Annotated in this window: 24 protein-coding genes; 12 read left to right on the plus strand and 12 right to left on the minus strand. The window is 71.8% G+C overall.

Translation table 11 applies throughout. The features are described from left to right. The 3 genes from EDM22_RS11010 to EDM22_RS11020 all read right to left on the minus strand — a co-directional run. On the minus strand, positions 1–507 hold a 507-nt coding region (locus EDM22_RS11010), incomplete at its 3' end, for an LLM class flavin-dependent oxidoreductase (protein ID WP_245989329.1). After that, positions 497–1,867: an NtaA/DmoA family FMN-dependent monooxygenase gene (locus tag EDM22_RS11015; protein WP_122937104.1), complete on the minus strand. Its 1,371-nt coding sequence runs from the start codon at positions 1,865–1,867 to the stop codon at positions 497–499. The genes EDM22_RS11015 and EDM22_RS11010, both read right to left, overlap by 11 nt. Then, positions 1,864–3,054: an LLM class flavin-dependent oxidoreductase gene (locus EDM22_RS11020; protein WP_122937141.1), complete on the minus strand. Its 1,191-nt coding sequence runs from the start codon at positions 3,052–3,054 to the stop codon at positions 1,864–1,866. The genes EDM22_RS11015 and EDM22_RS11020 overlap by 4 nt, the downstream gene beginning before the upstream one ends. A gap of 190 nt (positions 3,055–3,244) precedes the next feature. On the opposite strand from EDM22_RS11020, the gene EDM22_RS11025 reads away from it, so the two are divergent. Continuing rightward, entirely contained in the window at positions 3,245–4,579 is a 1,335-nt protein-coding gene (locus tag EDM22_RS11025; protein ID WP_122937105.1) for a M20/M25/M40 family metallo-hydrolase, read from the plus strand. Positions 4,580–4,698: 119 nt separating this feature from the next. Next, positions 4,699–5,292, plus strand: a complete 594-nt coding sequence (gene msuE / locus EDM22_RS11030) for an FMN reductase (RefSeq protein WP_122937106.1) — start codon at positions 4,699–4,701, stop codon at positions 5,290–5,292. Positions 5,293–5,338: 46 nt separating this feature from the next. Here msuE and EDM22_RS11035 read toward each other — a convergent pair whose 3' ends face one another. Then, on the minus strand, positions 5,339–7,054 hold the full coding sequence (locus tag EDM22_RS11035; RefSeq protein WP_122937107.1) for an IlvD/Edd family dehydratase: 1,716 nt from the start codon (positions 7,052–7,054) through the stop codon (positions 5,339–5,341). Between the two features lie 47 nt (positions 7,055–7,101). Here EDM22_RS11035 and EDM22_RS11040 point away from each other — a divergent pair, with 47 nt between their 5' ends. Beyond that, on the plus strand, positions 7,102–7,986 hold the full coding sequence (locus EDM22_RS11040) for an SMP-30/gluconolactonase/LRE family protein (protein ID WP_122937108.1): 885 nt from the start codon (positions 7,102–7,104) through the stop codon (positions 7,984–7,986). A gap of 5 nt (positions 7,987–7,991) precedes the next feature. Further along, positions 7,992–9,005 carry a zinc-dependent alcohol dehydrogenase gene (locus EDM22_RS11045; RefSeq protein ID WP_170964095.1) on the plus strand — a complete coding sequence of 338 codons (1,014 nt, stop codon included), beginning with the start codon at positions 7,992–7,994 and terminating at the stop codon, positions 9,003–9,005. 42 nt (positions 9,006–9,047) lie between these two features. Here EDM22_RS11045 and EDM22_RS11050 read toward each other — a convergent pair whose 3' ends face one another. Further along, positions 9,048–9,371 carry a Dabb family protein gene (locus EDM22_RS11050; protein WP_170964096.1) on the minus strand — a complete coding sequence of 108 codons (324 nt, stop codon included), beginning with the start codon at positions 9,369–9,371 and terminating at the stop codon, positions 9,048–9,050. A 53-nt stretch (positions 9,372–9,424) separates the two neighbouring features. Further along, a complete protein-coding gene (locus tag EDM22_RS11055) occupies positions 9,425–9,634 on the minus strand; it encodes an SCO4848 family membrane protein (RefSeq protein ID WP_122937109.1) in 210 nt (69 codons plus the stop codon). A gap of 106 nt (positions 9,635–9,740) precedes the next feature. On the opposite strand from EDM22_RS11055, the gene EDM22_RS11060 reads away from it, so the two are divergent. Together EDM22_RS11060 and ppsA are read left to right on the plus strand one after the other, a co-directional pair. Further along, positions 9,741–10,679 carry an aldo/keto reductase gene (locus EDM22_RS11060; RefSeq protein ID WP_122937110.1) on the plus strand — a complete coding sequence of 313 codons (939 nt, stop codon included), beginning with the start codon at positions 9,741–9,743 and terminating at the stop codon, positions 10,677–10,679. A 204-nt stretch (positions 10,680–10,883) separates the two neighbouring features. Beyond that, on the plus strand, positions 10,884–13,313 hold the full coding sequence (gene ppsA / locus EDM22_RS11065) for a phosphoenolpyruvate synthase (RefSeq protein WP_122937111.1): 2,430 nt from the start codon (positions 10,884–10,886) through the stop codon (positions 13,311–13,313). 408 nt (positions 13,314–13,721) lie between these two features. Here ppsA and EDM22_RS11070 read toward each other — a convergent pair whose 3' ends face one another. Next, entirely contained in the window at positions 13,722–14,009 is a 288-nt protein-coding gene (locus EDM22_RS11070; RefSeq protein ID WP_122937112.1) for a Fe-S cluster assembly protein HesB, read from the minus strand. 148 nt (positions 14,010–14,157) lie between these two features. Between EDM22_RS11070 and EDM22_RS11075 the strand changes: the two genes are divergently transcribed. Beyond that, positions 14,158–15,972: a DEAD/DEAH box helicase gene (locus EDM22_RS11075; protein ID WP_122937113.1), complete on the plus strand. Its 1,815-nt coding sequence runs from the start codon at positions 14,158–14,160 to the stop codon at positions 15,970–15,972. 17 nt (positions 15,973–15,989) lie between these two features. Here the strand turns inward: EDM22_RS11075 and EDM22_RS11080 are convergent, their stop codons facing one another. The 3 genes from EDM22_RS11080 to EDM22_RS11090 form a co-directional block, all read right to left on the minus strand. Then, positions 15,990–16,799, minus strand: coding sequence for a hypothetical protein (locus EDM22_RS11080; protein ID WP_122937114.1), 810 nt, complete (start codon positions 16,797–16,799; stop codon positions 15,990–15,992). A 116-nt stretch (positions 16,800–16,915) separates the two neighbouring features. Further along, entirely contained in the window at positions 16,916–17,512 is a 597-nt protein-coding gene (locus EDM22_RS11085) for a GIY-YIG nuclease family protein (protein WP_245989330.1), read from the minus strand. Positions 17,513–17,608: 96 nt separating this feature from the next. Continuing rightward, the gene (locus EDM22_RS11090) at positions 17,609–17,818 is read right to left on the minus strand and encodes a three-helix bundle dimerization domain-containing protein (protein WP_122937115.1); all 210 of its coding nucleotides are present in this window, start codon (positions 17,816–17,818) and stop codon (positions 17,609–17,611) included. A 241-nt stretch (positions 17,819–18,059) separates the two neighbouring features. On the opposite strand from EDM22_RS11090, the gene EDM22_RS19850 reads away from it, so the two are divergent. Together EDM22_RS19850 and EDM22_RS11100 are read left to right on the plus strand one after the other, a co-directional pair. Next, positions 18,060–18,650 (plus strand): hypothetical protein, encoded by a 591-nt coding sequence (locus EDM22_RS19850; protein ID WP_122937116.1) that lies wholly within the window; start codon positions 18,060–18,062, stop codon positions 18,648–18,650. Positions 18,651–18,836: 186 nt separating this feature from the next. Beyond that, positions 18,837–19,781: a phosphodiesterase gene (locus tag EDM22_RS11100; protein WP_122937117.1), complete on the plus strand. Its 945-nt coding sequence runs from the start codon at positions 18,837–18,839 to the stop codon at positions 19,779–19,781. A 181-nt stretch (positions 19,782–19,962) separates the two neighbouring features. On the opposite strand, the gene EDM22_RS11105 is transcribed toward EDM22_RS11100, so the two are convergent. Then, complete coding sequence (locus EDM22_RS11105) at positions 19,963–20,301, minus strand: hypothetical protein (protein WP_122937118.1); 339 nt, start codon at positions 20,299–20,301, stop codon at positions 19,963–19,965. 268 nt (positions 20,302–20,569) lie between these two features. Between EDM22_RS11105 and EDM22_RS11110 the strand changes: the two genes are divergently transcribed. Both EDM22_RS11110 and EDM22_RS11115 read left to right on the plus strand, forming a co-directional pair. After that, positions 20,570–20,899: a DUF7882 family protein gene (locus tag EDM22_RS11110; RefSeq protein ID WP_122937119.1), complete on the plus strand. Its 330-nt coding sequence runs from the start codon at positions 20,570–20,572 to the stop codon at positions 20,897–20,899. Further along, positions 20,896–21,123: a hypothetical protein gene (locus EDM22_RS11115; protein ID WP_122937120.1), complete on the plus strand. Its 228-nt coding sequence runs from the start codon at positions 20,896–20,898 to the stop codon at positions 21,121–21,123. The genes EDM22_RS11110 and EDM22_RS11115 overlap by 4 nt, the downstream gene beginning before the upstream one ends. Here the strand turns inward: EDM22_RS11115 and EDM22_RS11120 are convergent, their stop codons facing one another. Beyond that, entirely contained in the window at positions 21,124–22,743 is a 1,620-nt protein-coding gene (locus tag EDM22_RS11120; protein WP_245989334.1) for a stealth family protein, read from the minus strand. Positions 22,744–23,138: 395 nt separating this feature from the next. Between EDM22_RS11120 and EDM22_RS11125 the strand changes: the two genes are divergently transcribed. Continuing rightward, on the plus strand, positions 23,139–24,245 hold the full coding sequence (locus EDM22_RS11125) for a fatty acid desaturase family protein (protein WP_122937121.1): 1,107 nt from the start codon (positions 23,139–23,141) through the stop codon (positions 24,243–24,245). The last annotated feature ends 9 nt before the right edge of the window (positions 24,246–24,254 follow it).

Below are 24,254 nucleotides of genomic sequence, written 5' to 3' on the forward strand. Positions count from 1 at the left end.
CGGGGCGCCGGCGTCGGCGTCGGCCGGCGTCGGCGCGTCGGGCGTGGCGGTGCGTGCGGCAGGCGCTTCGCCCGCCGCGGGCGGCGGGGGGAAGCCCGAGCGACCGAGCCCGAGGTCGACCCGGTCGGGATACAGCGCGGCCACGGTGCCGAGCGCCTCGGCGACCTGGAGCGGCCCGTAGTTGCCGAGGATCGTCGCGGCGGTGCCGACGCGGATCCGTTCGGTCGACGCCGCGAGGATGCCGACGAACGTGTGCGGGGCCGAGCCCGCGACCCCGGGATTGAGGTGGTGCTCGGCGAGCCAGTACCTGGCGTACCCGAGCTCCTCGGCGCGGCGCGCGAGGTCGATCGAGTTTCGCAGCGCCTCGCCTGCGGTCGAGCCCGCGGCGATGGGCACGAGGTCGAGCACCGCGAGCGGCACCCGTCGGGCGGCGCGGACGGCAGGGGCGGTCGGCGTGCCGCCGCCGGCCGGCTGCGCCGACTCCGTGGACACGAGCTCAGCCGACACGACGCACCTCCGCCACGACCTCGGTGGGTTCCGGCAGTCCGAGCGTGCGGCGCAGGGTCGCGCCCTCCTCGTACTCGGTGCGGAACACCCCGCGCTCCTGCAGCTCGGGGATCACCCGGTCGACGAACTCGTCGAGCCCGTGCGGCGAGGTCGTGCCCACGATGACGAAGCCGTCGCTCGCGCGCTCCTGCACGTAGCGGTCGATCTCGGCGGCGACCTGTCCCGGCGTGCCGACGAACGACTGGCGCCCGGCGACCCTGATGACGAGCTCGCGGATGCTGAGGCCCTCGGCCTCCGCCTGCGCCCGCCACGCCTGCGCGATCTGCACGGCGTTCGGGTAGCGCGGCGCCCACCCCTTGGTGATCGACGCCTCGGGGTCGGGATCGAACTCGGGCAGCGGACCGTCGGCATCGCGGTCGGAGAGGTCGACGCCCCACACCTGCTCGAGCACCGTGATGGCCGTCTTCGGCCCGACCTGGGCGAGCGAGTCCTCGCGGGCCCGCTCGGCCGCCTCGGCCTCGGTGTCGCCGAGCGCGAAGGTCACCGCAGGCAGGATCTTCAGGGAGTCCTCGCTCCGGCCGCGGCCCGCGAGCCGGCCCTTCACGTCCCGGTAGAACTGCTGCGCCTCCTCGAACACGCTGTGCCGCGAGAAGATCACCTCCGCGTGCCGGGCGGCGAAGTCGCGCCCGTCGCCCGAGTCGCCGGCCTGCACGATCACGGGGGAGCCCTGCGGGCTGCGCGGCACGTTGAAGCGCCCCGCCACGTCGAACTGCGCGCCGCGGTGCGCGAACGTGGCGATGGCGTCGTCGGCGAGGAACCGGCCCGACGAGCGGTCGGCCACCACGGCGTCGGCGGCCCAGCTGCCCCAGAGCTCCTTGGCGAGGCTCACGAACTCGGCCGCCCGCGTGTACCGGTCGGCGTGGTCGAGATAGCCGCCCCGGCGGAAGTTCGCGCCATGGAACGCGTCCGAGCTCGTGACGACGTTCCAGCCGGCGCGTCCGTTCGAGAGGTGGTCGAGCGTGGCGAGTTGGCGGGCCAGCTCGTACGGCTCGTTGAACGTCGAGCTCAGCGTGCCCACGAGGCCGATGTGCTGCGTCACGGCCGCGAGCGCCGTGAGCACCGCGAGCGTGTTCGGGCGGCCCACGACGTCGAGGTCGTGGATGAGTCCCTTGTGCTCGCGCAGGCGCAGGCCCTCGGCGAGGAACAGGTAGTCGAACCGTCCCCGCTCCGCCGTGCGCGCGAAGTGCTCGAAGGCGCCGAAGTCGATCTGGCTCCGGTGCAGCGGGTCGCTCCAGATCGTGGTGTTGTTGACGCCGGGGAAGTGGGCGGCCAGGTGCACCTGGCGGCGTGTCGTGCTCATGCTGCGACCTCCTCGGCGGCGTAGCGGCTGGCGGGTCGCTCGAAGCCGAGCCGCTCCCGCAGGGTCGTGCCGGCGGCATCCGCTCGCTCGAATGCGGGCAGCACCCACTCGGCGAGCTGCTCGAGGTCGCGCGTGAGTCGCGCCGGCCGCAGCCGCACGCCGTCGTAGCCGAGCGCCGTCAACGCGGCGATGCGCTCGACCAACTGCTCGGGCGTTCCGGCGACGATCAGGGCGTCGGATGCCGCGGGCGCGCCGTTCCACGCGTCGAGCCGCTCGAGCGCGGCGGTCGCGAGCGCCGGCGTCGACTCGAGCACCACGACGAGGTCGGCGAGCACCGACAGGGGTCGGCCCCGACGACCGACGCGGGACTCGGCGTCGCGCACCTCCTGGAGGATCGAGCTCGCCTGCGCGTCGTCGTGCGGCGTGACGAAGACGAGGTCGGCGCTCGTGGCCGCGAGCTCGTAGGGAATCGCCTGGTGTGCGAGCGCGGTGACGAGCAGCTGCCCCTGCGGCGATCGGGGCGTGATCGACGGCCCCTTCACGGAGAAGTGCTCGCCCTCGAAGTCGATGTGGTGCAGCTTCTCGCGGTCGACGAAGCGGGCGGTCGCGGCATCCCGGATGATCGCGTCGTCCTCCCAGCTGTCCCAGAGGCGTCGCACGACCTCGACGGCGTCGCGGGCCTCGTCGAACAGCTCGCGCACGAACGCGGAGTCCTCGCGCCGGGCGGCGTCGAGGTCGAACGGCGGGAAGGTGCGGCGGCCGAAGTGGCGGGCCTCGTGCGGCGCCCCCGAGACCTGCACGCGCCAGCCCGCGCGGCCGCGGCTCGCGAAATCGAGCGTCTGCAGGCCGGTCGCCACGTGGAAGGGCTCGGTGTGCGTGGTCGTGACGGTGGGCACGAGGCCGATGCGGTCCGTCACGGGAGCGATGAGCGACGCGATGAGGAGCGCGTCGAGGCGGCCGCGCACCTGATCGGTGCGCTCGTCGGAGCCGGCGAAGACCGACGACTGCAGCCCGAGGGCGTCCTCGATCGTGAGGAAGTCGACGCCCGCGCGTTCGGCGATGCGAGCGAGCTCGCTCCAGTAACCGGGCGTGAAGAGGTCGGCGGGGCGTGCCGAGGGATCGCGCCAGGCGGCCGGGTGCCAGCCGGCCCCGTCCAGCGCCACCGCGATGGTCGTTCGTCGTGTCATGTCGGCCACTCTCCGCCCGGCCGGAGGCGCCTGCAACGCCGGTCGTCACGGGGTGCCGCAAACGCAACATGCCTTCATACGGGGGAGGTCGGGCGCGGGTTCGCGCCGTCATCCGTCGTCGCATTCGCAACATCCGTTCACCTGGCGTCACGCGACGCGACCCGGCGCAGCGTGGACGAGACTGATCGACATGGCAGTGAACGACATCCCGCCGCCGGGCTCCCGCCTCGAGGCGGAGGCGCTGCGATTCATCCGCGACCTCATCCGCATCGAGAGCGTGAACACCGGCGACCCGGCGACGATCGGCGACGGCGAGACCCGGGCCGCACGCTACGTGCAGGCCGCACTCGAGGAGGTCGGGTACGAGACCACCCTGCTCGAATCGACGCCCGGCCGGGGGAGCGTCGTCGCACGCCTCCACGGCGCGGACCCGACGCGCGGCGCGCTCGTGGTGCACGCGCACCTCGACGTCGTGCCGGTCGAGGGCCAGGACTGGACGCATCCGCCCTTCGAGGCCGAGATCGAGAACGGCATCCTGTACGGCCGCGGCGCGGTCGACATGAAGAACTTCGCCGGCGTGGTCCTCGCCGTCGCACGGGCCTTCCGACGCGAGGGGGTGGTGCCCGGTCGCGACCTCGTCTTCGCCTTCTTCGCCGACGAGGAGGCGGGTGGCGTCTGGGGCGCCCGCTGGCTCGTCGAACAGCACCCCGAGCTGTTCGTCGGCGCGACCGAGGCGCTCAGCGAGGTCGGCGGGTTCTCGGTGCCGCTCGTGCCCGGCCGGCGCGCCTACCTCGCCGCGATCGCGGAGAAGGGGGTCGCCTGGGCGCAGCTGCGCGCGCGCGGACGCCCCGGGCACGGGTCGCGGCCGACCACCGACAACGCGGTCGTGCGTCTCGCACGCGCGGTCACCGCCGTCGGCGACCACAGCTTCCCGGTCACGCGCACTCCCGCCCTCGATGCGTTCCTCGCGGGCTTCGGCGCAGCGCGGGGCATCGAATTCACGGATGCCGCGCTCGAGGCCCAGCTCGACGACCTCGGCTTCGTCGGCGGCATCGTCGGCGCGACGCTTCGCGACACCGCCTCGCCGACCGTGCTCGCCGCCGGCTCCAAGACGAACGTCATCCCGGCGACGGCGACCGCCGCCCTCGACCTGCGCGTGCTCCCCGGCCACGAGGACACGTTCCGCGACGACCTCCGGCGCGTCGTCGGCGACGACGTCGAGATCGAGATCGGCCGGTGGATCCCGCCGATCGCCGCACCGCTCGACTCGCCGCTCCTCGACGTGCTGCAGCTGGCGACCGAGGCCGAGGACCCGGGCGCGGTCGTCGTGCCCTACCTGCTGCCGGCGAGCACCGACAACAAGCACCTCGCCCGTCTCGGCATCGCCGGCTACGGCTTCGTGCCGCTGCGCGTGCCCGACGGATTCGACGTCTTCGCGCAGTTCCACACGGCCGATGAGCACATCCCCGTCGACAGCCTGTACTTCTCCGCGCGCGTCACGGAACGACTTCTTCGCGACGCATGACGGGGGTCGAGCGCGGCGTCGGTGTCATCCGGGTACGCAGTGTGAAGGCCTGTGTCGCACTCTTACCGTCCGCGTCCGCGGCGATACGCGCCGCGCGAGGTGCGGGTTAGCGTCGCACCATGCCAGTCATCTCCATCGTCGCCGTCTCCGGAAGCCTGCACTCGCCGTCGAAGACCACCGTCCTCGCGCGTGCGATCCTCGACGGGTTCGCCACCGCGCTCCGCTCGGGCGCGAGCGCCGACCTCGAGGTCGAGACGCACCTCATCGAGCTCTCGGAGGTCGGACGCGAGTTCTCGGGTGCGCTCAGCCGCGGCGAGCTCGGCCCCGCGGCGGAGGAGGCGCTGCGCCGGATCGAGTCGGCGACGCTGCTGATCGTCGCGAGCCCCGTCTACCGCGCGTCGTTCACCGGCCTCTTCAAGCACGTCTTCGACTTCGTGGGCCAGTACGCGCTCATCGACAAGCCGGTGCTGCTCGCGGCCACGGGCGGCAGCGACCGCCACGCGCTCATCATCGAGCACCAGTTCCGCCCCCTCTTCTCCTTCTTCCAGGCCATCACGCTGCCCATCGGCGTGTACGCGAGCGACACCGACTTCGTCGACTACCGCATCGACTCGACGGCGCTGAGCGAGCGCATCGATCAGGCCATCGGACGGGGCCTCCCGGTCGTGCGCAGCACCGTGCTGCCCGTCTCCGACTACGTCGCGACCTGGTAGGCGCACCGCCCGCAACGAGAGCCGGCGCGCCGAGCCGAACGCGCCGCTAGTGCGAGTCCCGCGACACCCGGTCGCCGCCCGATCCGCGCAGGAAGTCCAGGTCGGCGCCCGTGTCGGCGCCCAGCACGTGGTCGACGTAGAGGCGTTCCCAGCCGCGCTCCGGCTTCGCGAAGCCGTCGAGGGTGGCCTGGTTCGGGGCCCGCCGGTTGAGCTCCTCCTGCTCGAGGTCGAGGGTCAGCCGGCGGCCGGGGACGTCGAGGACGATCCAGTCGCCGTCCTCGACGAGCGCGAGCGCGCCGCCCGCGGCGGCTTCGGGGGTGACGTGCAGCACGACGGTGCCGTACGCGGTGCCGCTCATGCGGCCGTCGCAGACGCGCACCATGTCGCGCACGCCCTGCTCGAGCAGTTTCTTCGGCAGCGGAAGGTTGGCGACCTCGGGCATTCCCGGGTACCCCTTCGGTCCGCAGCCGCGCAGCACGAGCACCGAGTCGGCGTCGACCTCGAGGTCGGGGTCGTCGATGCGGGCGTGCAGGTCCTCGATCGAGTCGAACACCACGGCGCGCCCGCGGTGCTGCAGCAGGTGTGGGGATGCCGCGGCGGGCTTGATGATCGCCCCGCCGGGCGCGAGGTTGCCCCGCAGCACCGCGATGCCGGCATCCGGAATCAGGGGGGTTTCGCGCGCCGTGATCACCTCGGGGTCCCAGATGCGCGCGTCGTCGAGGTGGTCCACGAGCGGCCGGCCCGTGACGGTGAGCGCGGTCGGATCGAGCAGGTCCCGCACCTCGCGCAGCACCGAGAGCAGGCCGCCCGCGCGGTGGAAGTCGTCCATGAGGAAGCGGCCCGCGGGCTGCAGGTTCACGAGCAGCGGAACGCCCGCGCCGATGGCGTCGAAGTCGTCGAGGGTCAGGTCGATGCCGAGCCGGCCGGCGATCGCGAGCAGGTGCACGACCGCGTTCGTCGAGCCGCCGATCGCGGCCAGGGCCACGATCGCATTGCGGAACGAGCCCGCCGTGAGGAACGTGCTCGGCCGGCGCTGCTGCGCCACGAGGTCGACGATCAGCCGACCGGTCTCGTGCGAGTACTCGAGCAGCCGGGCATCGACGGCGGGCGTGCCCGCGAGACCCGGGATGACGGTGCCGAGCGCCTCGGCGACGAGCGCCATCGTCGAGGCGGTGCCCATCGTGTTGCAGTGCCCGGCGCTGCTGATCATCGACGACTCGCTCTGCAGGAACGCCGCCTCGCTCAACGTGCCCGCTCGCACCTCCTCGCTGAGCCGCCACACGTCGGTGCCGCAGCCGAGGGGCACGCCCCGGAAGGTGCCCGTCTTCATCGGCCCCCCGGGCACGACGATGGCGGGCAGGTCGACGGATGCCGCGGCCATGAGCAGCGCCGGAATCGTCTTGTCGCATCCGCCGAGCAGCACCACGCCGTCGATGGGGTTCGCACGCAGCATCTCCTCGGTCGCCATCGCGGCCATGTTGCGCCAGAGCATCGCGGTGGGGCGCACCTGCGTTTCGCCGAGCGAGACGACGGGCAGGTTGAGGGGGATGCCGCCCGCTGCGAAGACGCCCGCCTTCACGCTCTCCATCACCGTGTCGAGGTGGGCGTTGCAGGGCGTGAGGTCGGAGGCGGTGTTGGCTATCGCGATGTGCGGCCGACCGTCGAAGGCGTCGTCGGGCAGGCCGCGCCGCATCCACGCCCGGTGGATGTAGGCGTTGCGGTCGCCGCCGGCGTACCACTGGGAGCTGCGTTGCTCGGTCACGGGGTTCTCTTCCGTTCGTTGAAGCGAATGTATAGCGTCGGGAGGATATGGACGCCAAGATCTTCACGGCACGACCCGCTTCGCGCTCCCGCCACGTGCTCGCAGAGGGGCCGGTGTGGATGCCGGAGACATCCGAGGTGCTCTGGATCGACGTCGAGCGGGGCTCCGTGCACATCGGCCGGATCGTCGACGGGATCGTCGAGCAAACGCGGCAGCTCGACTTCGACGGACGCGTCGGCGCCGCCGTGCCGGGTGACCGGGGGAGCCTGCTCGTCGCCGCGCACGATCGCCTCGTCATCGTCGGGCCCGACGGCGTGCGCCGCGACGGGCCCATCCTCGTCGCGCCCGGCGTGGCGAGCCGCTCGAACGACGGGGGATGCGATCCGGCCGGGCGATTCCTCGTCGGCACCCTCGCGCTCGACGACCGCACCGGGCAGGAGTTCCTCTACCGCCTCGAGCACGACGGCTCGCTCACGGTGCTCGACTCCGACCTGACCCTGTCGAACGGCCTCGCGTGGTCGCCCGACGGCCGGCTCCTGTACTCCACCGACACCGTGCCGGGCGTCATCTGGGTGCGCGACTACGACCCCGAGTCCGGTGCGACCGGGCCCCGGCGGCGGCACCTGCACATCGAGCAGGGATTCCCCGACGGCATCTGCGTCGACTCGCGTGGCTTCCTCTGGGTCGCGATCTGGGGCGAGGGCGAGGTCCGCTCGTTCACGCCCGCGGGCGAGCCGAGCGATACGGTGCGCGTTCCCGCGCCGCACGTCTCGAGCGTCGCGTTCGTCGGCGACGGGCTCGACCGGCTGCTCATCACCACCGCGTCGCGCGATCTCGACGAGGACGGGATGCTGCGGCATCCGGATGCCGGTCGGCTGTTCCTCGCCGACGTGGGCGTGACCGGAGCGCCCACCACCGCGTGGTCGGAATAGCGGCCATGCGCGCCTTCGTGCTGACCGGGCCACGCGAGGTCGAGGTGCAGGAGGTCGCCGCGCCCGTCGCCGCCCCCGGCTCCGTCGTCATCGACGTCGCTCGCGTGGGGGTCTGCGGCACCGACGTGGAGTTCTACACCGGCGAGATGCAGTACCTGCACGAGGGCCACGCGCGGTTCCCGATGCGGCTCGGCCACGAATGGATGGGCACCGTCGCGGCCGTGGGCGACGGCGTGGACCCCGCCTGGATCGGTCGCCGCGTCACGGGCGACACCATGCTCGGCTGCGGGGCGTGCCGGCGCTGCCTGCGAGGAGACCAGCACGTCTGCGAGTTCCGCACCGAGGTCGGCATCCGCGGCGGATTCCCGGGTGCCCTCGCCGAGCAGCTGGCGATGCCCGTGACCGCGCTGCACGCCCTGCCCGACTCGGTCGACGACACGCTCGGCGCCCTCGTGGAGCCCGGCGGCAACGCGCTGCGGGCGGCCAGGGCGGCGCAGCTCTCGCGCGGCGATCGCGCCCTCGTCCTGGGCCCCGGCACGATCGGACTGCTCGTGGGCATGATCGCCCGATCGTTCGGCGCCGAGGTGCACCTGATGGGCCGCTCGCCACGCTCGGTCGAGTTCGCCCGCACGCTCGGATTCGACGGTGTCTGGACCGAGGCCGACCTGCCCGAGTTGCCGTGGGACGCCGTCATCGACGCCTCGAACGCGCCGAACCTGCCCGCGACGGCGCTCGACCTCGTCGAGCCGGCGAGGCGCGTCGTCTACGTCGGGCTCGCGGGCAGCCCGAGCCGCATCGACACCCGCACCCTCGCGCTCAAGGACGTCACCGCGGTCGGCATCCTCAGCGCCTCGCCTGGCCTCGCGGGCACGATCGAGCTCTACGCGTCCGGCGCCGTCGACCCGCGCCCGCTCGTCGCGGCGACGGTGGGGCTCGACGGCGTCGGGGCGATCCTCGCCGGCGAACGGCCCGAGGGCGCCGGCCGGGGCCCCAAGCTGCACGTCGACCCGAGGGGCTGACCCGGGCGCGGTGCCCGCGACCCGGACGTGGCGTGTGGCGTGTCAGCCGTCGAGGTCGAAGACCACGAGCCGTTCGGCGAACTCGCCGATGACCTCGGCGACGGGGAGGTGCGCCGGATGCGTCAGGTACGCGTCGCGAGCGCGGGCATCCCGGAACGTCACGACGAGCGCCCACGTGTACCCCGCCTCGAGGCCCTCGGGACTCGAGCTGGGCCCCTCGACGACCCCGAGCACGCCCGGCACGGTGACCGGGAACCGCCGGGTGCGCGCCCGCATGGACTCCAGCGCATCGGCGGGCGCATCGGGCTTCCACCGCGTGAGCACCACGTGCACGACGGGCCGTTCGGGTGGAGTTGGTTCGGTCACACGTCGATCCTGCACCCGCCGGTCGATCGGCGCCCGGATCAGCGCGCCCGCGCTCAGAGCAGGATGACGACTCCGGCGATGGCCGAGGCCGCCGCGAGCGCGAGCGCGATCGAGATGAGCACCACGTGCACCGTGTAGAAGCGGGTGCGGCGGCCCTCGGCGTCGCGGGCCCGCGGGTCGGCGGCGATGCGGGGGTAGAAGCGCGGCCAGGCGACGGCGTTGAAGACGGCGTTGGCGAAGAGCAGCACGGCGGCGAAGGTCACCGGGCGATCGTACGCCGCCGCTCCTGCGGGTGAGCCGAGGGCGACGGCCTCCGCCACGCGACCCTGACGGGCGCACGGAGGGGGAGCGCGGGTAGGCTCGCACCTCGTGGACGCCCGCCCCGACCTCGCCCCGCTCGGCCTCGGCCTGGCCGCCCTCGGCCGGCCCGCGTACATCACCGTCGGACGTGCCGGCGACCTCGGCGGCGACCGCGACGTGGCCACGATGCGGGACCGCGCGCACGCCATGCTCGACGCGGCGTGGGCCCGCGGCATCCGCTTCATCGATGCGGCGCGGTCGTACGGACGGGCCGAGGAGTTCCTCGGGTCGTGGCTCGCTGCGCACCCCGACCGCCGCGCGCATCTCACGATCGAGTCGAAGTGGGGCTACGCCTACGTGGGCGACTGGCGCATGGACGCCGAGGTGCACGAGCGCAAGGAGCACAGTCTCGGCATGTTCGAGCGGCAGTGGCCCGAGACGCTCGCGGCGCTCGGCGGCCCGCCCGACCTCTACCTCGTGCACTCGCTCACGCCCGACAGCCCGGCGCTCGCCGATGCGGCCCTGCTCGACCGGCTGCGCGAGCTCGCGGCATCCGGCGTCAGGGTGGGCGTCTCGACGAGCGGGCCGAACCAAGCCGTCGCGCTCGACGCGGCACGCGAGCTGCTCGACTCGCCGTTCAGCGCCGTGCAGGCGACCTGGAACCTCCTCGAGCCCTCGGCCGGGCCGGCGCTCGCGCGCGCCCACGACGCCGGCTGGTTCGTCGTCGTCAAGGAGGCGGTGGCGAACGGGCGACTCACCCCGGCGGGTGACGAGGCGGATGCCGCGGCGCTCGCCGCCGCCGACGGGCAGTCGCTCGACGCCGTCGCGTTCGGCGCGGCCCGTGCGCGGCCGTGGTGCGACGTCGTGCTCTCGGGTGCGGTCACGCCCGCCCAACTCGACTCCAACCTCGCTTCGCGGGCCCCGTCGACGGATGCCGCGGCCCTCGCCGCCCTCGCCGAGGACCCGGTCGCCTACTGGGCGGCCCGCAGCGCTCGAGCTTGGACCTGACGCGCCGCGCGCCCCGAAACACCGACGAAACAATCAGTGTGTTTGTGATGGGCATGCATCGAAGATCTCGTCGATTGCGCAGAATTCGTTAAGATCAGCGTTTCTTGAACCTCGATTCGGAGGAGTCCGCTCCCGAGCCTCCCTCACCATCGAAGTACCGGCACTCGTCGGCAGCCACCGCTTCGTGAACGGGAGACCACCACCATGACCTCCACCGAGAACATCCTCTGGCTCAAGGACCTGCGCCTCGACGACGTCGCTCGCGTGGGCGGCAAGAACGCCTCGCTCGGCGAACTCATCCACAACCTCGGCGCGGCGGGGGTGCGCGTGCCCGAGGGGTTCGCGACCACGGCCGGCGCGTTCCGCTCGTTCCTCGCCACCACGGGGCTCGAGGACCGCATCGCCGCGACCCTCCTCAGCCTCGACGACACCGACACGCTCGCGCTCGCACGGGCCGGCCGCGCCATCCGCGCCGACATCATCGGCACCCCGCTGCCCGCCGACCTCGAGGCCGAGATCCGCTCCGCCTACGCGACCCTGACCGTGGGCGAGGACGCGGCGGAGCCCGTCTCGTGGGCCATCCGCTCGAGCGCGACCGCCGAGGACCTGCCCGACGCGTCCTTCGCCGGACAGCAGGAGACCTTCCTCAACATCCGCGGCATCGACCAGGTGCTGCACGCCGTGCACGAGGTGTTCGCCTCGCTCTACAACGACCGCGCGATCTCGTACCGCGTGCACCACGGCTACGCGCACCTCGACGTGGCGCTGTCGGTCGGCGTGCAGCGGATGGTGCGCAGCGACCTCGCGGCATCCGGTGTGATGTTCACCCTCGACACCGAGTCGGGCTTCTCCGACGCCGTGCTCATCACCTCGGCGTACGGGCTCGGCGAGGGCGTGGTGCAGGGCGCGGTGAACCCCGACGAGTTCGTCGTGTACAAGCCCGCGCTCGCGGCGGGCCGCCCCGCGATCCTCAAGCGCACGGCCGGCGAGAAGGCCACGAAGATGATCTACACGAGTTCGACGGATGTCGGTCGCACGGTCGAGTTCGTTCCCGTCGCGCCGCGCGACGCCCGGCGGTTCAGCCTCACGGATGCCGAGATCGCGGAGCTCGCCCGCCACGCGGTGGCCATCGAGCGGCACTACGGGCGCCCCATGGACATCGAGTGGGCGAAGGACGGCCTCGACGGACTGCTCTACATCGTGCAGGCCCGGCCCGAGACGGTGATCACCCGTCGCAACGGGACGACCGAGCGGTTCACGCTGCCCGCGCGCGGCCACGTGGTCGTCGAAGGCCGCGCGATCGGCCACAAGATCGGCGCCGGCACGGTGCGGGTGCTCGAGTCGATCGAGGACATGCACGAGTTCGAGCCGGGCGACGTGCTCGTGGCCGACATGACGGATCCCGACTGGGAGCCCATCATGAAGCGGGCGTCGGCGATCGTGACGAACCGCGGCGGACGCACGTGCCACGCCGCGATCATCGCCCGCGAACTCGGCGTTCCCGCCGTCGTCGGCACGGGCGACGGCACGACGACGCTCGTCGACGGCCAGCAGGTCACCGTCTCGTGCGGGGAGGGCGAGACCGGCTACGTCTACGAGGGGATCCTCGACTACTCGGTCGAGCTCAGCGAGCAGGGCGAGATGCCCGAGGTGCCGACCTCCGTGATGATGAACGTCGGCACTCCCGACCAGGCGTTCACCTTCGCGGCGACGCCCAACGACGGTGTCGGGCTCGCGCGGCTCGAGTTCATCATCAACCGGCAGATCGGCATCCACCCCAAGGCGCTGCTCGAGCTCGACGACCAGGACCCGGCGGTGGCCAAGGTGATCCGCGAGCGCATCGCGCCCTACGCGAACTCGCGCGAGTTCTTCGTGCAGCGCATCGTCGAGGGCGTCTCCACGCTCGCCGCAGCGTTCTGGCCGAACCCCGTGATCGTGCGGATGTCGGACTTCAAGTCCAACGAGTACGCCAACCTCATCGGCGGCGAACGCTACGAGCCGACCGAGGAGAACCCGATGATCGGCTTCCGCGGCGCCTCGCGCTACGTGTCCGAGGAGTTCCGGGAGTGCTTCGACCTCGAGTGCGAGGCGCTCAAGTTCGTGCGCGACGGGATGGGCCTCACGAACGTCAAGATCATGATCCCCTTCGTGCGCACCGTGGGCGAGGCGAGCGGGGTCATCGACGCGCTCGCCGAGAACGGCCTCGTGCGCGGCGAGAACGAGCTGCACGTCGTGATGATGTGCGAGGTGCCGAGCAACGCCCTGCTCGCCGACGAGTTCCTCGACCACTTCGACGGGTTCTCGATCGGATCGAACGACCTCACGCAGCTCACCCTCGGGGTGGACCGCGACTCTGCGGTCATGGCCGGCGCGTTCGACGAGCGGGATCCCGCGGTGCTCAAGCTGCTCAGCATGGCGATCGAGGCGTGCGTGCGCCGCGGCAAGTACGTCGGCATCTGCGGCCAAGGGCCGAGCGACCACCCCGACTTCGCGGAGTGGCTGATGGCGCAGGGAATCTCGTCGATCTCGCTCAACCCCGACACCGTCGTCGACACGTGGCAGCGGCTCGGGAAGGTCGACCTGCGGCTGCCGGCGCGGTCGAGCCGCCGCGATCACGAGTACGCCGCGTACTGAGGGCCTCCGCCGGTCGAGTAGGCCGAAGGCCGTATCGAGACCCGCTCGACCCGGGATCTCGATACGCGCTCCGCGCTACTCGATCGACGACACCGCCGGTCGAGTGGGCCGAAGGCCGTATCGAGACCCGCTCGACCCGGGATCTCGATACGCGCTCCGCGCTACTCGATCGACGACACCGCCGGTCGAGTGGGCCGAAGGCCGTATCGAGACCCGCTCGACCCGGGATCTCGATCCGCGCTCCGCGCTACTCGATCGACGACACCGCCGGTCGAGTGGGCCGAAGGCCGTATCGAGACCCGCTCGACCCGGGATCTCGATCCGCGCTCCGCGCTCCTCGGTCGGCGGATCCCCCGGTCGCGTGCCCTCCGTGTTCCCCATCGGAGGGCACGCGACGGTGTGCTCCCGTCAGAGGTGCTGCGGCAGCACGTCGAAGGTGACGCGCCCGTCCTCGTCCACGCGGGCGTCGAGGGTCTTGTCGTCGAGCGACTTCGCGGCCGCCTCGCCCAGGTAGACGCGGGCGCCGCCCTGCTCGATGACGGCGTCGTGCTCTTCGGGCATCGGTGCGATCGCGACGTTGAACTGCGTCGCATCGGTGTTCTCGGCCTCGATCCGCAGTCCGGCGCCCTCGGGGGCGTCGCTGCGCGAGACGATCTCCTTGACGACCGTGCTTGCGATGTCGGTGAGTGTCAGCATGTGTTCCTCCTTGCGATCGCGAACCGGCAACGATGCCGGATCGCCACGCCACTCGCGACCCCTTGCGATCGGCGAGCGGATGCGGCATCCTCCCGCGCCCGCGGGCGGCGCGCCGGGCTCCTCCCAGCCGCACGGACTACCCTGAAGCGTGACTTCCGACGAAACCCAGGTCGAGGCAGCGGTTCCCGAGGAGCCCGCCCAGACGACCTTCTCCGACCTCGGACTCGACGGCGCGGTGCTCAAGGCGCTCGACGACGTGGGCTATGAGACCCCCTCGGCCATCCAGGCCGCCACCATCCCGCCGCTGCTCGCGGGCCGCGACGTCGTGGGCCTCGCGCAGACGGGCACCGGCAAGACGGCCGCGTTCGCGCTGCCCATCCTCGCGCGCCTCGACGTGTCGCAGAAGACCCCGCAGGCCCTCGTGCTCGCGCCGACCCGCGAGCTCGCCCTGCAGGTGTGCGAGGCGTTCGAGCGCTATGCGGCGCACCTGCGCGGCGTGCACATCCTGCCCGTCTACGGCGGCCAGGGCTACGGCGTGCAGCTCTCGGCGCTGCGCCGCGGCGTGCACATCGTGGTCGGCACGCCGGGCCGCATCATGGACCACCTCGACAAGGGCACGCTCGACCTCTCGGAGCTCAAGTACCTCGTGCTCGACGAGGCCGACGAGATGCTCAAGATGGGCTTCGCCGAGGACGTCGAGACGATCCTGGCCGACACCCCCGAAGACAAGCAGGTCGCGCTCTTCTCGGCGACGATGCCCTCGACGATCCGCCGCATCTCGAAGCAGTACCTGCGCGACCCCGAAGAGATCACCGTCAAGAACAAGACGACGACCTCAGTCAACACGACCCAGCGCTACCTCATGGTGTCGTTCCAGCAGAAGGTGGATGCGCTCACCCGCATCCTCGAGGTCGAGAACTTCGAGGGCATGATCATCTTCGTCCGCACGAAGAACGTCACCGAGGAGCTCGCCGAGAAGCTCCGGGCCCGTGGCTACTCCGCCGCCGCCATCAACGGCGACATCGCCCAGGTGCAGCGCGAGCGCACGGTCAACCAGCTCAAGTCGGGCAAGCTCGACATCCTGGTGGCCACGGATGTCGCGGCGCGCGGCCTCGACGTCGACCGCATCAGCCACGTGGTGAACTTCGACATCCCCACCGACACCGAGTCCTACGTGCACCGCATCGGCCGCACGGGCCGCGCCGGACGCTCGGGCGACGCGATCAGCTTCGTCACGCCGCGCGAGCGGTACCTGCTCGGCCAGATCGAGAAGGCCACCCGCCAGCCGCTCACGCAGATGCACCTGCCCACCGTGGAGGACGTGAACGTCACCCGCCTCGCGCGCTTCGACGACCGCATCACCGAGGCGCTCTCGCAGACGGAGCGCATCGACGGATTCCGCGACATCATCGCCCACTACGTGCGTCACAACGACGTGCCCGAGGCGGATGTCGCCGCCGCCCTCGCCGTCGTGGCGCAGGGCGAGTCGCCGCTGCTGCTCGAGCCGGAGCCCGAGCGTCCGCGTCGCGACCGCGAGCGCGAGGAGCGCGACGGACGCGAGCGCGGCGACCGACGCGAGCGCGGGGAGCGCCCCGAGCGCCGTCCGCGTCCCGGGACGCAGCCGATGGCGTCGTACCGCATCGCCGTGGGCAAGCGCCACCGCGTCGAGCCCCGCCAGATCGTCGGCGCGCTCGCGAACGAGGGCGGACTGCAGCGCGACGACTTCGGCGCGATCCAGATCCGGCCGGAGTTCTCGCTCATCGAGCTGCCCGCCGACCTGCCCGACGAGGTGTTCGACAAGCTCGCCGGCACGCGCATCTCGGGCCGGCTCATCGAGCTGCGCCGCGACACCGGTGGCCCCAAGCGGCGCCGCGATGACGACCGCCGGCCGCCCCGCGACGACGACCGCCGTCCTGCGCGCGACGACGACCGGCCGTACCGCAAGCCGCGCCACAAGGGCTGAGCTGAACGCGGCCGCCCTCAGTGCGTGCGGTCCTCCCCGGTCGGCTCCCCTCGGACGTCGTCCGAGGCGATCGCCGGCCGGGGGTCGACCACATCGCCGAGCAGTGACAGCACCGTCGCCTGCTCATCCGGGGGCAGCTTCTGGAACAGCCGCCCCGCCACGAACCGCGAATGCGAACGGCGGGCGGCGAGGCATCCGAGCCACGTCGTCAGCAGCACGAGCAGGGCGACCGCGATGAGGCCCAGCATGGACGCCACGAGGTCGAACTGCGCTGCCACGCCCGTTCCGTAGATGTACGCGAAGCTCACCACGATCCGCATGACGAGGTACCCGGCCACGGCGAGGGCGAGCCATCGGAACGGAGTCGGCCAGACGTAGTGCGCGGCGCGACGCGCGATGAAGAACGACGAGGCGACGAACGCGGGCGCGGCGAGGAAGAGCGTCACGACGGCAGCCGCGAGCCACGCCTCCTCCGGGGTTGCCCCGATCATGCCGACCGCGAGGTCGACGGCCGTTCCGAACAGGAACCCGATGACCGACTCCACGAGGAGGAGGACGACTGCGGTCAACGTGATGACGATCGCGACCGGTCGTTCGAGTCGACCCCGGCCGAGCGCGCGGAGATCGGCGGTGGCTCCCCTCGCAGCCTTCCAGCGGGAGTACGCGATGGAGCCGGGGATGAGCGCGGCCCCGCCGCTCACCGCCGCCGTGAGGTACTCCGGCATCGAGACCTGGCTGCAGACGAATCCGACGGCTGCGGTGACGGCCACCGTGGACACGATGATCCACGTCGAGTGCGCGTTGAACTCCTGGGTGGTCGTGGTCATCGCCAGCGCCTCTTGTTCCGAACCCTGGATCATGGAGTCGCGCGACGTGTGCCGCGCGCCCGGAGGGAGCCGATCGTACACCCGCGGACCGGTGCGGGTCCACGGTGCCGGCCCGGTCAGGCGTGGCGCGCGAGCTCGGCGCTGACCCACCGGTCGTAGCGGTGCCACGGGTCGTCGACCCCGGCGGCCACCTCGCGGATGTGCGCGAGGAGCGCGTCCTGTAGGTGGAACCACTCCGTCGCCTCCATGCGTGCGTCGGCGAACTGGGCATGACGACGCTGCTCGAGCGGTCGCCCGCCTCGCTCGAACGCGAGCACCTCATCGTGCGGGATCGCCGTGAGCCGCATGCGCGGGTTGCCGGAGGTGCCGATCTTCACCCGGTCGCGGTATCGCACGTAGTACACGACGTCGACCCGGGGCGGCGCGAGCTCGAAGTCGGGCACGTCGCCGAGCCGCCATTCGCAGACGGCGCACAGCCAGCCCGAGGGGTAGCGCACCCCAAGGCGCGAGCCGCAGACGAGGCACGCGCCGGGCAGCACGTCGGTGATGCCGACGTCGGCGGCGACCCAGTCGTGCGCCACGAGCAGGTGGGTCGTGCACAGCCGGAGCGGGGCGCCGGGCTGGGCGGGGCAGGCGCAGCCCGCGCCGGATGCATCGACGGCGGTGCAGCGCGCCGCATCCGTCGCCGCGCCCTCGTGCCTCGCCCGGGTCATGTTCGCAGGCTACGCGGAGCCACCGACCGTGAGCCGGGTGGACCGCCGGGCTGCCGACGGGCATGCTCGCAGGGAGCGCGCGAGCGCGGAGACCGGTCAGGCCGACGCGGCCGCGTCGCGCAATCGCCGCTTCGCGGCCCGCTCGGTGAGCACCCCGATGTAGTCGCGCACGGGGCTGGAGGCCAGCGTCGCGAACTCCTCGCCCACGATCAGGTCGATCTCGTCGGTCGACGCGTGGGGGAACTTCGACTGCAGGTTCTCGGCGACCTGCCTGCGGATCTCGGCATCATCGATCTCGGCCGTCATGTGCAGAGTGTCGCACAACCGACTGCGAGACGGCACCTGTCGGAGGTCCCGAGCGCCGATCGCGACGATCCGCTCCGGATACCCGAGCGAACGACGGAGTTGCGCCGCTGGTTTAGCATGCCCGCGCGTGGGGGACAAGCCATGACGCGCGAAATGCGGCGAACGCCGAGTCCGCCTATCCTCGATCAGGGACCCTCGTTCAGGGGCCACGGTGGAGTGCGGCGTCCGGAGGGAGGGCTCGGTGGAACGCGACGACGAGCAGCTCGAGCCGACGACGCGACCGCGCGGCCGTCATGCGGCACCGCCGTCGCCGATCGGCGCGAGCCTCACCGGGCTCTCGTCCCGAGCCGCCGCAGTCCTCGCGAAGGCCACTGCGGCGTTCGCCGCGCTCGTGGCCGCCGTGGCCGCGGCCCTCGCCCCGCGCATCGAGAGGTTCCGCGCCGGGCCGGTCATGCCGTGGATCTCGCGCAACCGGATCGCCGTGTTCATCGGCGGCGCATCGCTCGTCTCGGCGCTTGCACTCGGTGGCGCGGTCGCCCTCATCCAGCAGGCTGCGCCGACGTCGGTCGACGAGGCGGGGCAGTGGGGAACCGAGGGCGAGGCCGTGCCGCAGGAGGCTCCCGTGCCGACGACCTCGCCCGTGACGGGGCTGCGCACGCCCAAGCCGACTCCGACCCCCACTCCGACCCCGACGGCCGTGCCGGCCGATCCCCTCGTCCCCACCGAGACGGCCTCGCCGACCTCGCCCGATCCGACGCCCACTCCCACCGAGGAGGCGCGGCGCGACACCGCCCCCGGCGCGACCAACCGTCCCGACAAGCCCAAGGGCTGACCGGTGCGGGCGGCGGACCGCCGCGCCGAAACGGGTGACACGGGCTCCGGGATCCGGCGTCGCGCCGCGACATCCGCCGACGTTCAGCTTCGTCACACTCCGCATTCATCCGGCGTTCGGGTCAGCGTGGTGCGCTAATGTCGGTGCCCACCACCCGTTGGGCGAACGCGACGAGACGGAGTCACCGTGAACACCCGGACGGCCGAGTATCCTCGGCCGGATCACTTCCTGCTTCACATCAGCGACACGCACCTCCTCGCGGGCGGCGGCAAGTTGTACGACCGCGTGGCCGCCGACCAGCACCTGCGCCAGTTGTTCGACGAGTTCGAGGCGTCCGGCGGCCGGCCCGAGGCCATCGTCTTCACGGGCGACCTGGCCGACAAGGGCGAGTCCGACGCGTACGCGCACATCCGGGCGATCGTCGACCCGGCCGCCGAGCGCCTCGGCGCCCAGGTCATCTGGGTCATGGGCAACCACGACGACCGCGACGCGTTCCGGCGCGGACTGCTCGGCGACACCTTCGGCGGGTACCGGCCCGTCGACCGCGTCGACGACGTGAACGGCCTGCGCGTCATCACCCTCGACACCACGGTACCGGGGCACCACCACGGCGCGATCGCCGGAGAGCAGCTCGACTGGCTGGCCGAAGAACTCGCGATCCCGGCGCCGCACGGGTCGATCCTCGCCCTGCACCACCCGCCGGTGCCGAGCGTGCTCGACCTCGCCGCGGCGGTGGAGCTGCGCGACCAGTCGTCGCTCGCCGAGGTCGTCGAGGGCACCGACATCCGCTCGATCATCGCGGGGCACCTGCACTACTCGTCGACCGCCACCTTCGCCGGCATCCCCGTGTCGGTCGCGTCGGCGAGCTGCTACACGCAGGACCTCAACGTGCCCGTCGGCGGCACGCGCGGCCGCGACGGAGCGCGGGCGTTCAACCTCGTGCACGTCTACCCGTCGACGGTGCTGCACTCCGTCGTGCCGCTCGGCGCGTTCCCGTCGCTCGACTGGATCGACGCCGACGAGACCCGGCGACGGCTCACGGCCGACGGCATCAGCATCGCTGATGCCGCGACGCCGACGGTCGCGCCGGAGCCGCCGATGACGATGCCCATCACGGTGCTCGCGGGCTGACCAGCGGAATCTCGATACGCTCGCTGCGCTCGCACTCGATCGGCGGGTTGCGCGAACCGCCGATCGAGTAGCGCGGAGCGCGTATCGAGATCTGAAGCGGGATCTCGATACGCTCGCTGCGCTCGCTACTCGATCGGCGGGTGATCCGGCTGTGCTCGCTCCTCGATCGGCGGCGCGACGGTCACCACTGCGCGTCGAGGTCGAGGTCGGTGACATCCGTCATCTCGTCGGGCCAGGCGGGCGTGCTCGGCCGGAGCCGGGCCGTGCGATCCTCGAGGTCGCGGACGAGCTCGGTGTCGGGCGGCAACTCGGCCGCCTCGGCGACCGGCACGGAGAACAGCTGGCTCGCCGGGCCGAGCAGCAGGTGGGCGTTCGTCGTGGCACCGGCCTCCGAGCGCACCGGCACCGACACGACGTCGGACGTGCTGTTCTCGGCGAGGGCGCGGGCGAACCGGAGCAGCGCCTTGCAGACGGCATCCTCGACGAGGATGTCGCCACCGGCGTAATAGAGGCGTCGCATGCTTGGAATGCTGCCGTGGATCGGCGCCCGGGCACAGGGGCTTGCACGCGGCGCTCGCCGACGTGACAATGCCATGCCGATGCGGCAGCCGTCGCGGCGCCGGGATCGGAGCGGCGCCCCGCCCGGACCGGAATTGTAGACGCCCGCCGCCGAGACCTCCACCCCACGCGCACGCCGGTCGATGCCGCAAGACTGGTCGGACGACGGCATCGACGCGATGGAATGCGGCCGAGACCATCCGGCCCCATCGCCGACGAGGGGAGCCGAGATGGGCAAGTTCTCGTACGACTCGACCGTGAAGGTCGACTTCGAGGATCGGCTGCTCGCCCACCTGCAACTGGTGATCGGGGCGAAGCTGCGCCGCGGCGAGTCGTTCCACTTCTCCTGGCGCGACGATCCGAGCATCGGCGACGGGCGCACCACGATCTGGATCCACCCGCGCGCGACGATGGTCTACAAGTTCTACGGGAGCCGACCCCCCACGATCAATCGCGCGTGGGTGGAGGCGCTCACGATCACCGCGAACTCGGCCGCGGGCCTGCACATCGTGCCCGAGCCGGGACCGGGCGAGGACGGCGCCGAGGAGCACCTCTCGTGAAGCGCATCGACGTGGGCTACGGGGGCGACTGGTACAGCATCGGCGCCCGGGACATCGACGACGTGCAGCGCGAGATCGACGAGTACCTCGGCGCGGGCGGCGGCTGGCTGCTCGTCAACGCGGGCGAGGGGAGCGTGGGTCCTGCCCGGCTCTACGTTTCGCCGGGCACGCCGATCGCGCTCCTGCCCGTGGCGGAGCCGCCCGACGAGGAATCGCACGACTGATCAGGCCGTGAGGTCGGATGCCGCGTCGGCACTCGCCGCGCCCGCCACCTGACCGTGACCCGCGGCATCCGCCTCGGACTTCTCCCACGGAGCAGGGAAGGGGAAGTAGCGCTCGAGGAAGTCGATGACCGCCGCGGTGCGCTGCTCCACCGAGATCTCGGGGAAGCTGCCGTCGTTGAGGCAGAACATGTCGACGTCGCGCCGCTTGAGGAGCCGCTGCATCGCGGGCAGCGCACGCTTGAGTGTGGTCTCGACGTACTTCACCGTCGCGTCGGTCTGCACGACCGCCCTGCCGGTGAGCAGCGCGTAGTAGTGGTACAGCGAGTTCGTGACCGAGATGTCGGTGGCCGAGCGGAAGCGGCTCGCCGCCGTGCGCGCGAACTCCTCGGGGAAGGTCGCCTCGAGGTCGGCCAGCACGCTCTTGCGGAGCGGGGCTGCGCAGTGCTCGAGGTGGCGAGTGGTGACCTTGCCGTACCGCTCGCGCAGCAGGGCGCGGTTCACGCGCGCGGCGTTCTCGAAGCCCGAGCGGCCCGGATGCGTGTCGCCCAGCCCGATGCGCGTGGACGCCTCGACGAACTTGGTGATGCCGCCGGGGGAGAAGAACAGCGACGGGCTGAGTGGCCGGCCGAAGAACATGTCGTCGTTCGAGTAGAGGAAGTGCTCGGCGAGCCCGTCGATGTGGTGCAGCTGGCTCTCGACCGCGTGCGAGTTGTGCGTCGGCAGCACCGACGGGTCGGCGAACATCGCCTCGCTCGGCACGATGCTGACCTTGGGGTGCTTCGCGAGCCACTTGGGCGCGGGCGAGTCGGTCGCGATGAAGATGCGACGCACCCAGGGCGCGAACATGTACACCGAGCGCAGCGCGTACTTGAGCTCGTCGATCTGGCGGTACCGGGCCTCGGAGTCGTCGCCCTCGCCCACGACGTAGCTCTGCATTCGCTTGGCCCGCTCGCGGATGAACTCGTCGCTCGAGCCGTCGACCCACGAGAAGACCATGTCGATCTCGAAGTCGATGTCGCTCGCGAGCGGCGCCCACATGTGCTCGAGCGTCGGCCAGTCGCGGCCGTGCAGGTGCACGATGTCGTCGATCGCCTCGGCGCGGGGCAGGGTGCGCCGCATGAGCGCGTTCTCGAGGGGGGCCTGGATGACGTCGTCGCCGAAGCTCCAGAACTCCAGCTGCACGGCGGACTCGGCCCCGTAGCGCAGGCGCCCGACGGGTTCGACGCGCGGGCGGTAGATCGAGACCGCCTCGGGCTTGCGGTGCGCCGACAGGGTGCCGTCGGCGACGAGCACGTGCGCGGCATCCGCCGCCTTCTCGGGCACGAGGGTGGCGGCGTAGAACGGCTCGTTCGCGAAGGCGGCGGCGAGGGCGGCGGTGACCGCCTTGCGCTGCGCACGGTCGACGGCGATCACGGGGCGGTCGTCGTCGCGGCGCACGAGCAGCAGGTCGATGCCGGCGTCGTCGAGGGCGGATGCCACGGCCAGCAGGTCTTCGACCATCGACTCGCGCGGGGTGACGTGCCCGTTCTGCAGCGCCCACTGCCCCTTGCGCATGACGAGGTCGTCGCGCGTGAACCGGGCGTGGGGCGCCTGCGACGACACGAGCACGAGCTCGGGCACGTCGCTGAGCCGGAGCCCCGGCTCCGATCGGGGTGCGCGGCGGCGGAACGCCTCGCCGGGCTGGGTGCGGTGCTGGGTCGTCGGGTCGTGCGGGATGCGGTCGTCGTGCTCGCTCGTCGTCACTCGGCGGGATGCTCCTGGGTCTGGGATCGTGGGGTGCGCGTCGTGGGCGTGGGTGGGGCCGTGCGCTGAGACTGCAGAGCGTGCGCCGCTCGGCGCACGCTGCACCCCAATCGTACTTCGGCAGGGGCAGGACCGAAGGGGCTTGTGGACGACTGCTGTGAATTCCGCGAGGAATCTTCGACTCCCAGCGGTGGCGGCGTACGCTGGGATCACCAGAATCCATCGACCGCGTGCCCGGACCCCGCCTGCGGCGACCTCGAGAGAAGGTCGTCATGTCCAGCGAGATCATGCGCACCGGTCCGAGGACGAAGACCGGAGCCGAGCGGTCCGTCTCGACCGCCGTCGTCGGCTCGAGCGAGTTCACCGAGCTCGCCCGCCGCGTCAAGGACGCCGGGCTCATGCGGCGACGATACGGCTACTACTGGACCAAGCTCATCGCCGTGCCCGTGGTGTTCGCGGCATCCGTCGCCCTCTTCATCTGGATCGGCGACACGTGGTGGCAGATGTTCACCGCCGTCGGATTCGCCGTGCTGTTCACGCAGACGGCGTTCCTCGGCCACGACGCCGCGCACCGGCAGATCTTCCGCTCGGGCAAGTGGAACGACTGGACGAGCCTCGTGCTCGGCGGGTTCGTGGGCATGAGCTACGGGTGGTGGCAGCACAAGCACACCCGGCACCACGCGAACCCCAACCAGATCGGCGTCGACCCCGACATCGACCTGCCGGTCGTCGCCGTCACCCCCGACCAGGCGACCCGGCACCGCAACCCGATCCTGCGCTGGATGATGGCGCACCAGGGCGCCTTCTTCTTCCCGATCCTCCTGTTCGAGGGACTCTCCCTGCACGCCTCGAGCGTGCACCGGGTGTTCGCGAGGGAGCCCCTCGCCCATCGTCCGGCGGAGATCGCGGCGCTCGCCGTGCGCCTCCTCGGCTTCGTCGCGCTCGTGTTCCTCGTGCTCTCGCCCGGCAGGGCGGCGGTGTTCCTCGCGATCCAGCTCGGCCTGTTCGGCTTCTACATGGGGATGTCGTTCGCCCCGAACCACAAGGGCATGCCGCTCGTGCCGAAGGGGATGCGGCTCGACTTCCTGCGCCGCCAGGTGCTCATGAGCCGCGACATCCGCGGCAGCCGCTTCATCGACGTGCTCATGGGCGGCCTCAACTACCAGATCGAGCACCACCTGTTCCCGTCGATGCCGCGACCCCACCTGCGCCGCGCCGCGCCGATCATCGCCGAGTACTGCCGCGACCACGACGTGCCGTACACGCAGACCTCGCTCACGCAGTCGTACGGGATCGTGCTGCGCTACATCAACCGGGTCGGACTCGGCGAGCGCGATCCGTTCGAGTGTCCGATGCTGGTGCAGCGCGCGAGCATCTGAGCCGCGCGG

This window comes from Agromyces tardus, from assembly GCF_003710805.1.
In the GTDB taxonomy this organism is placed as follows: Bacteria; Actinomycetota; Actinomycetes; order Actinomycetales; family Microbacteriaceae; genus Agromyces; species Agromyces tardus.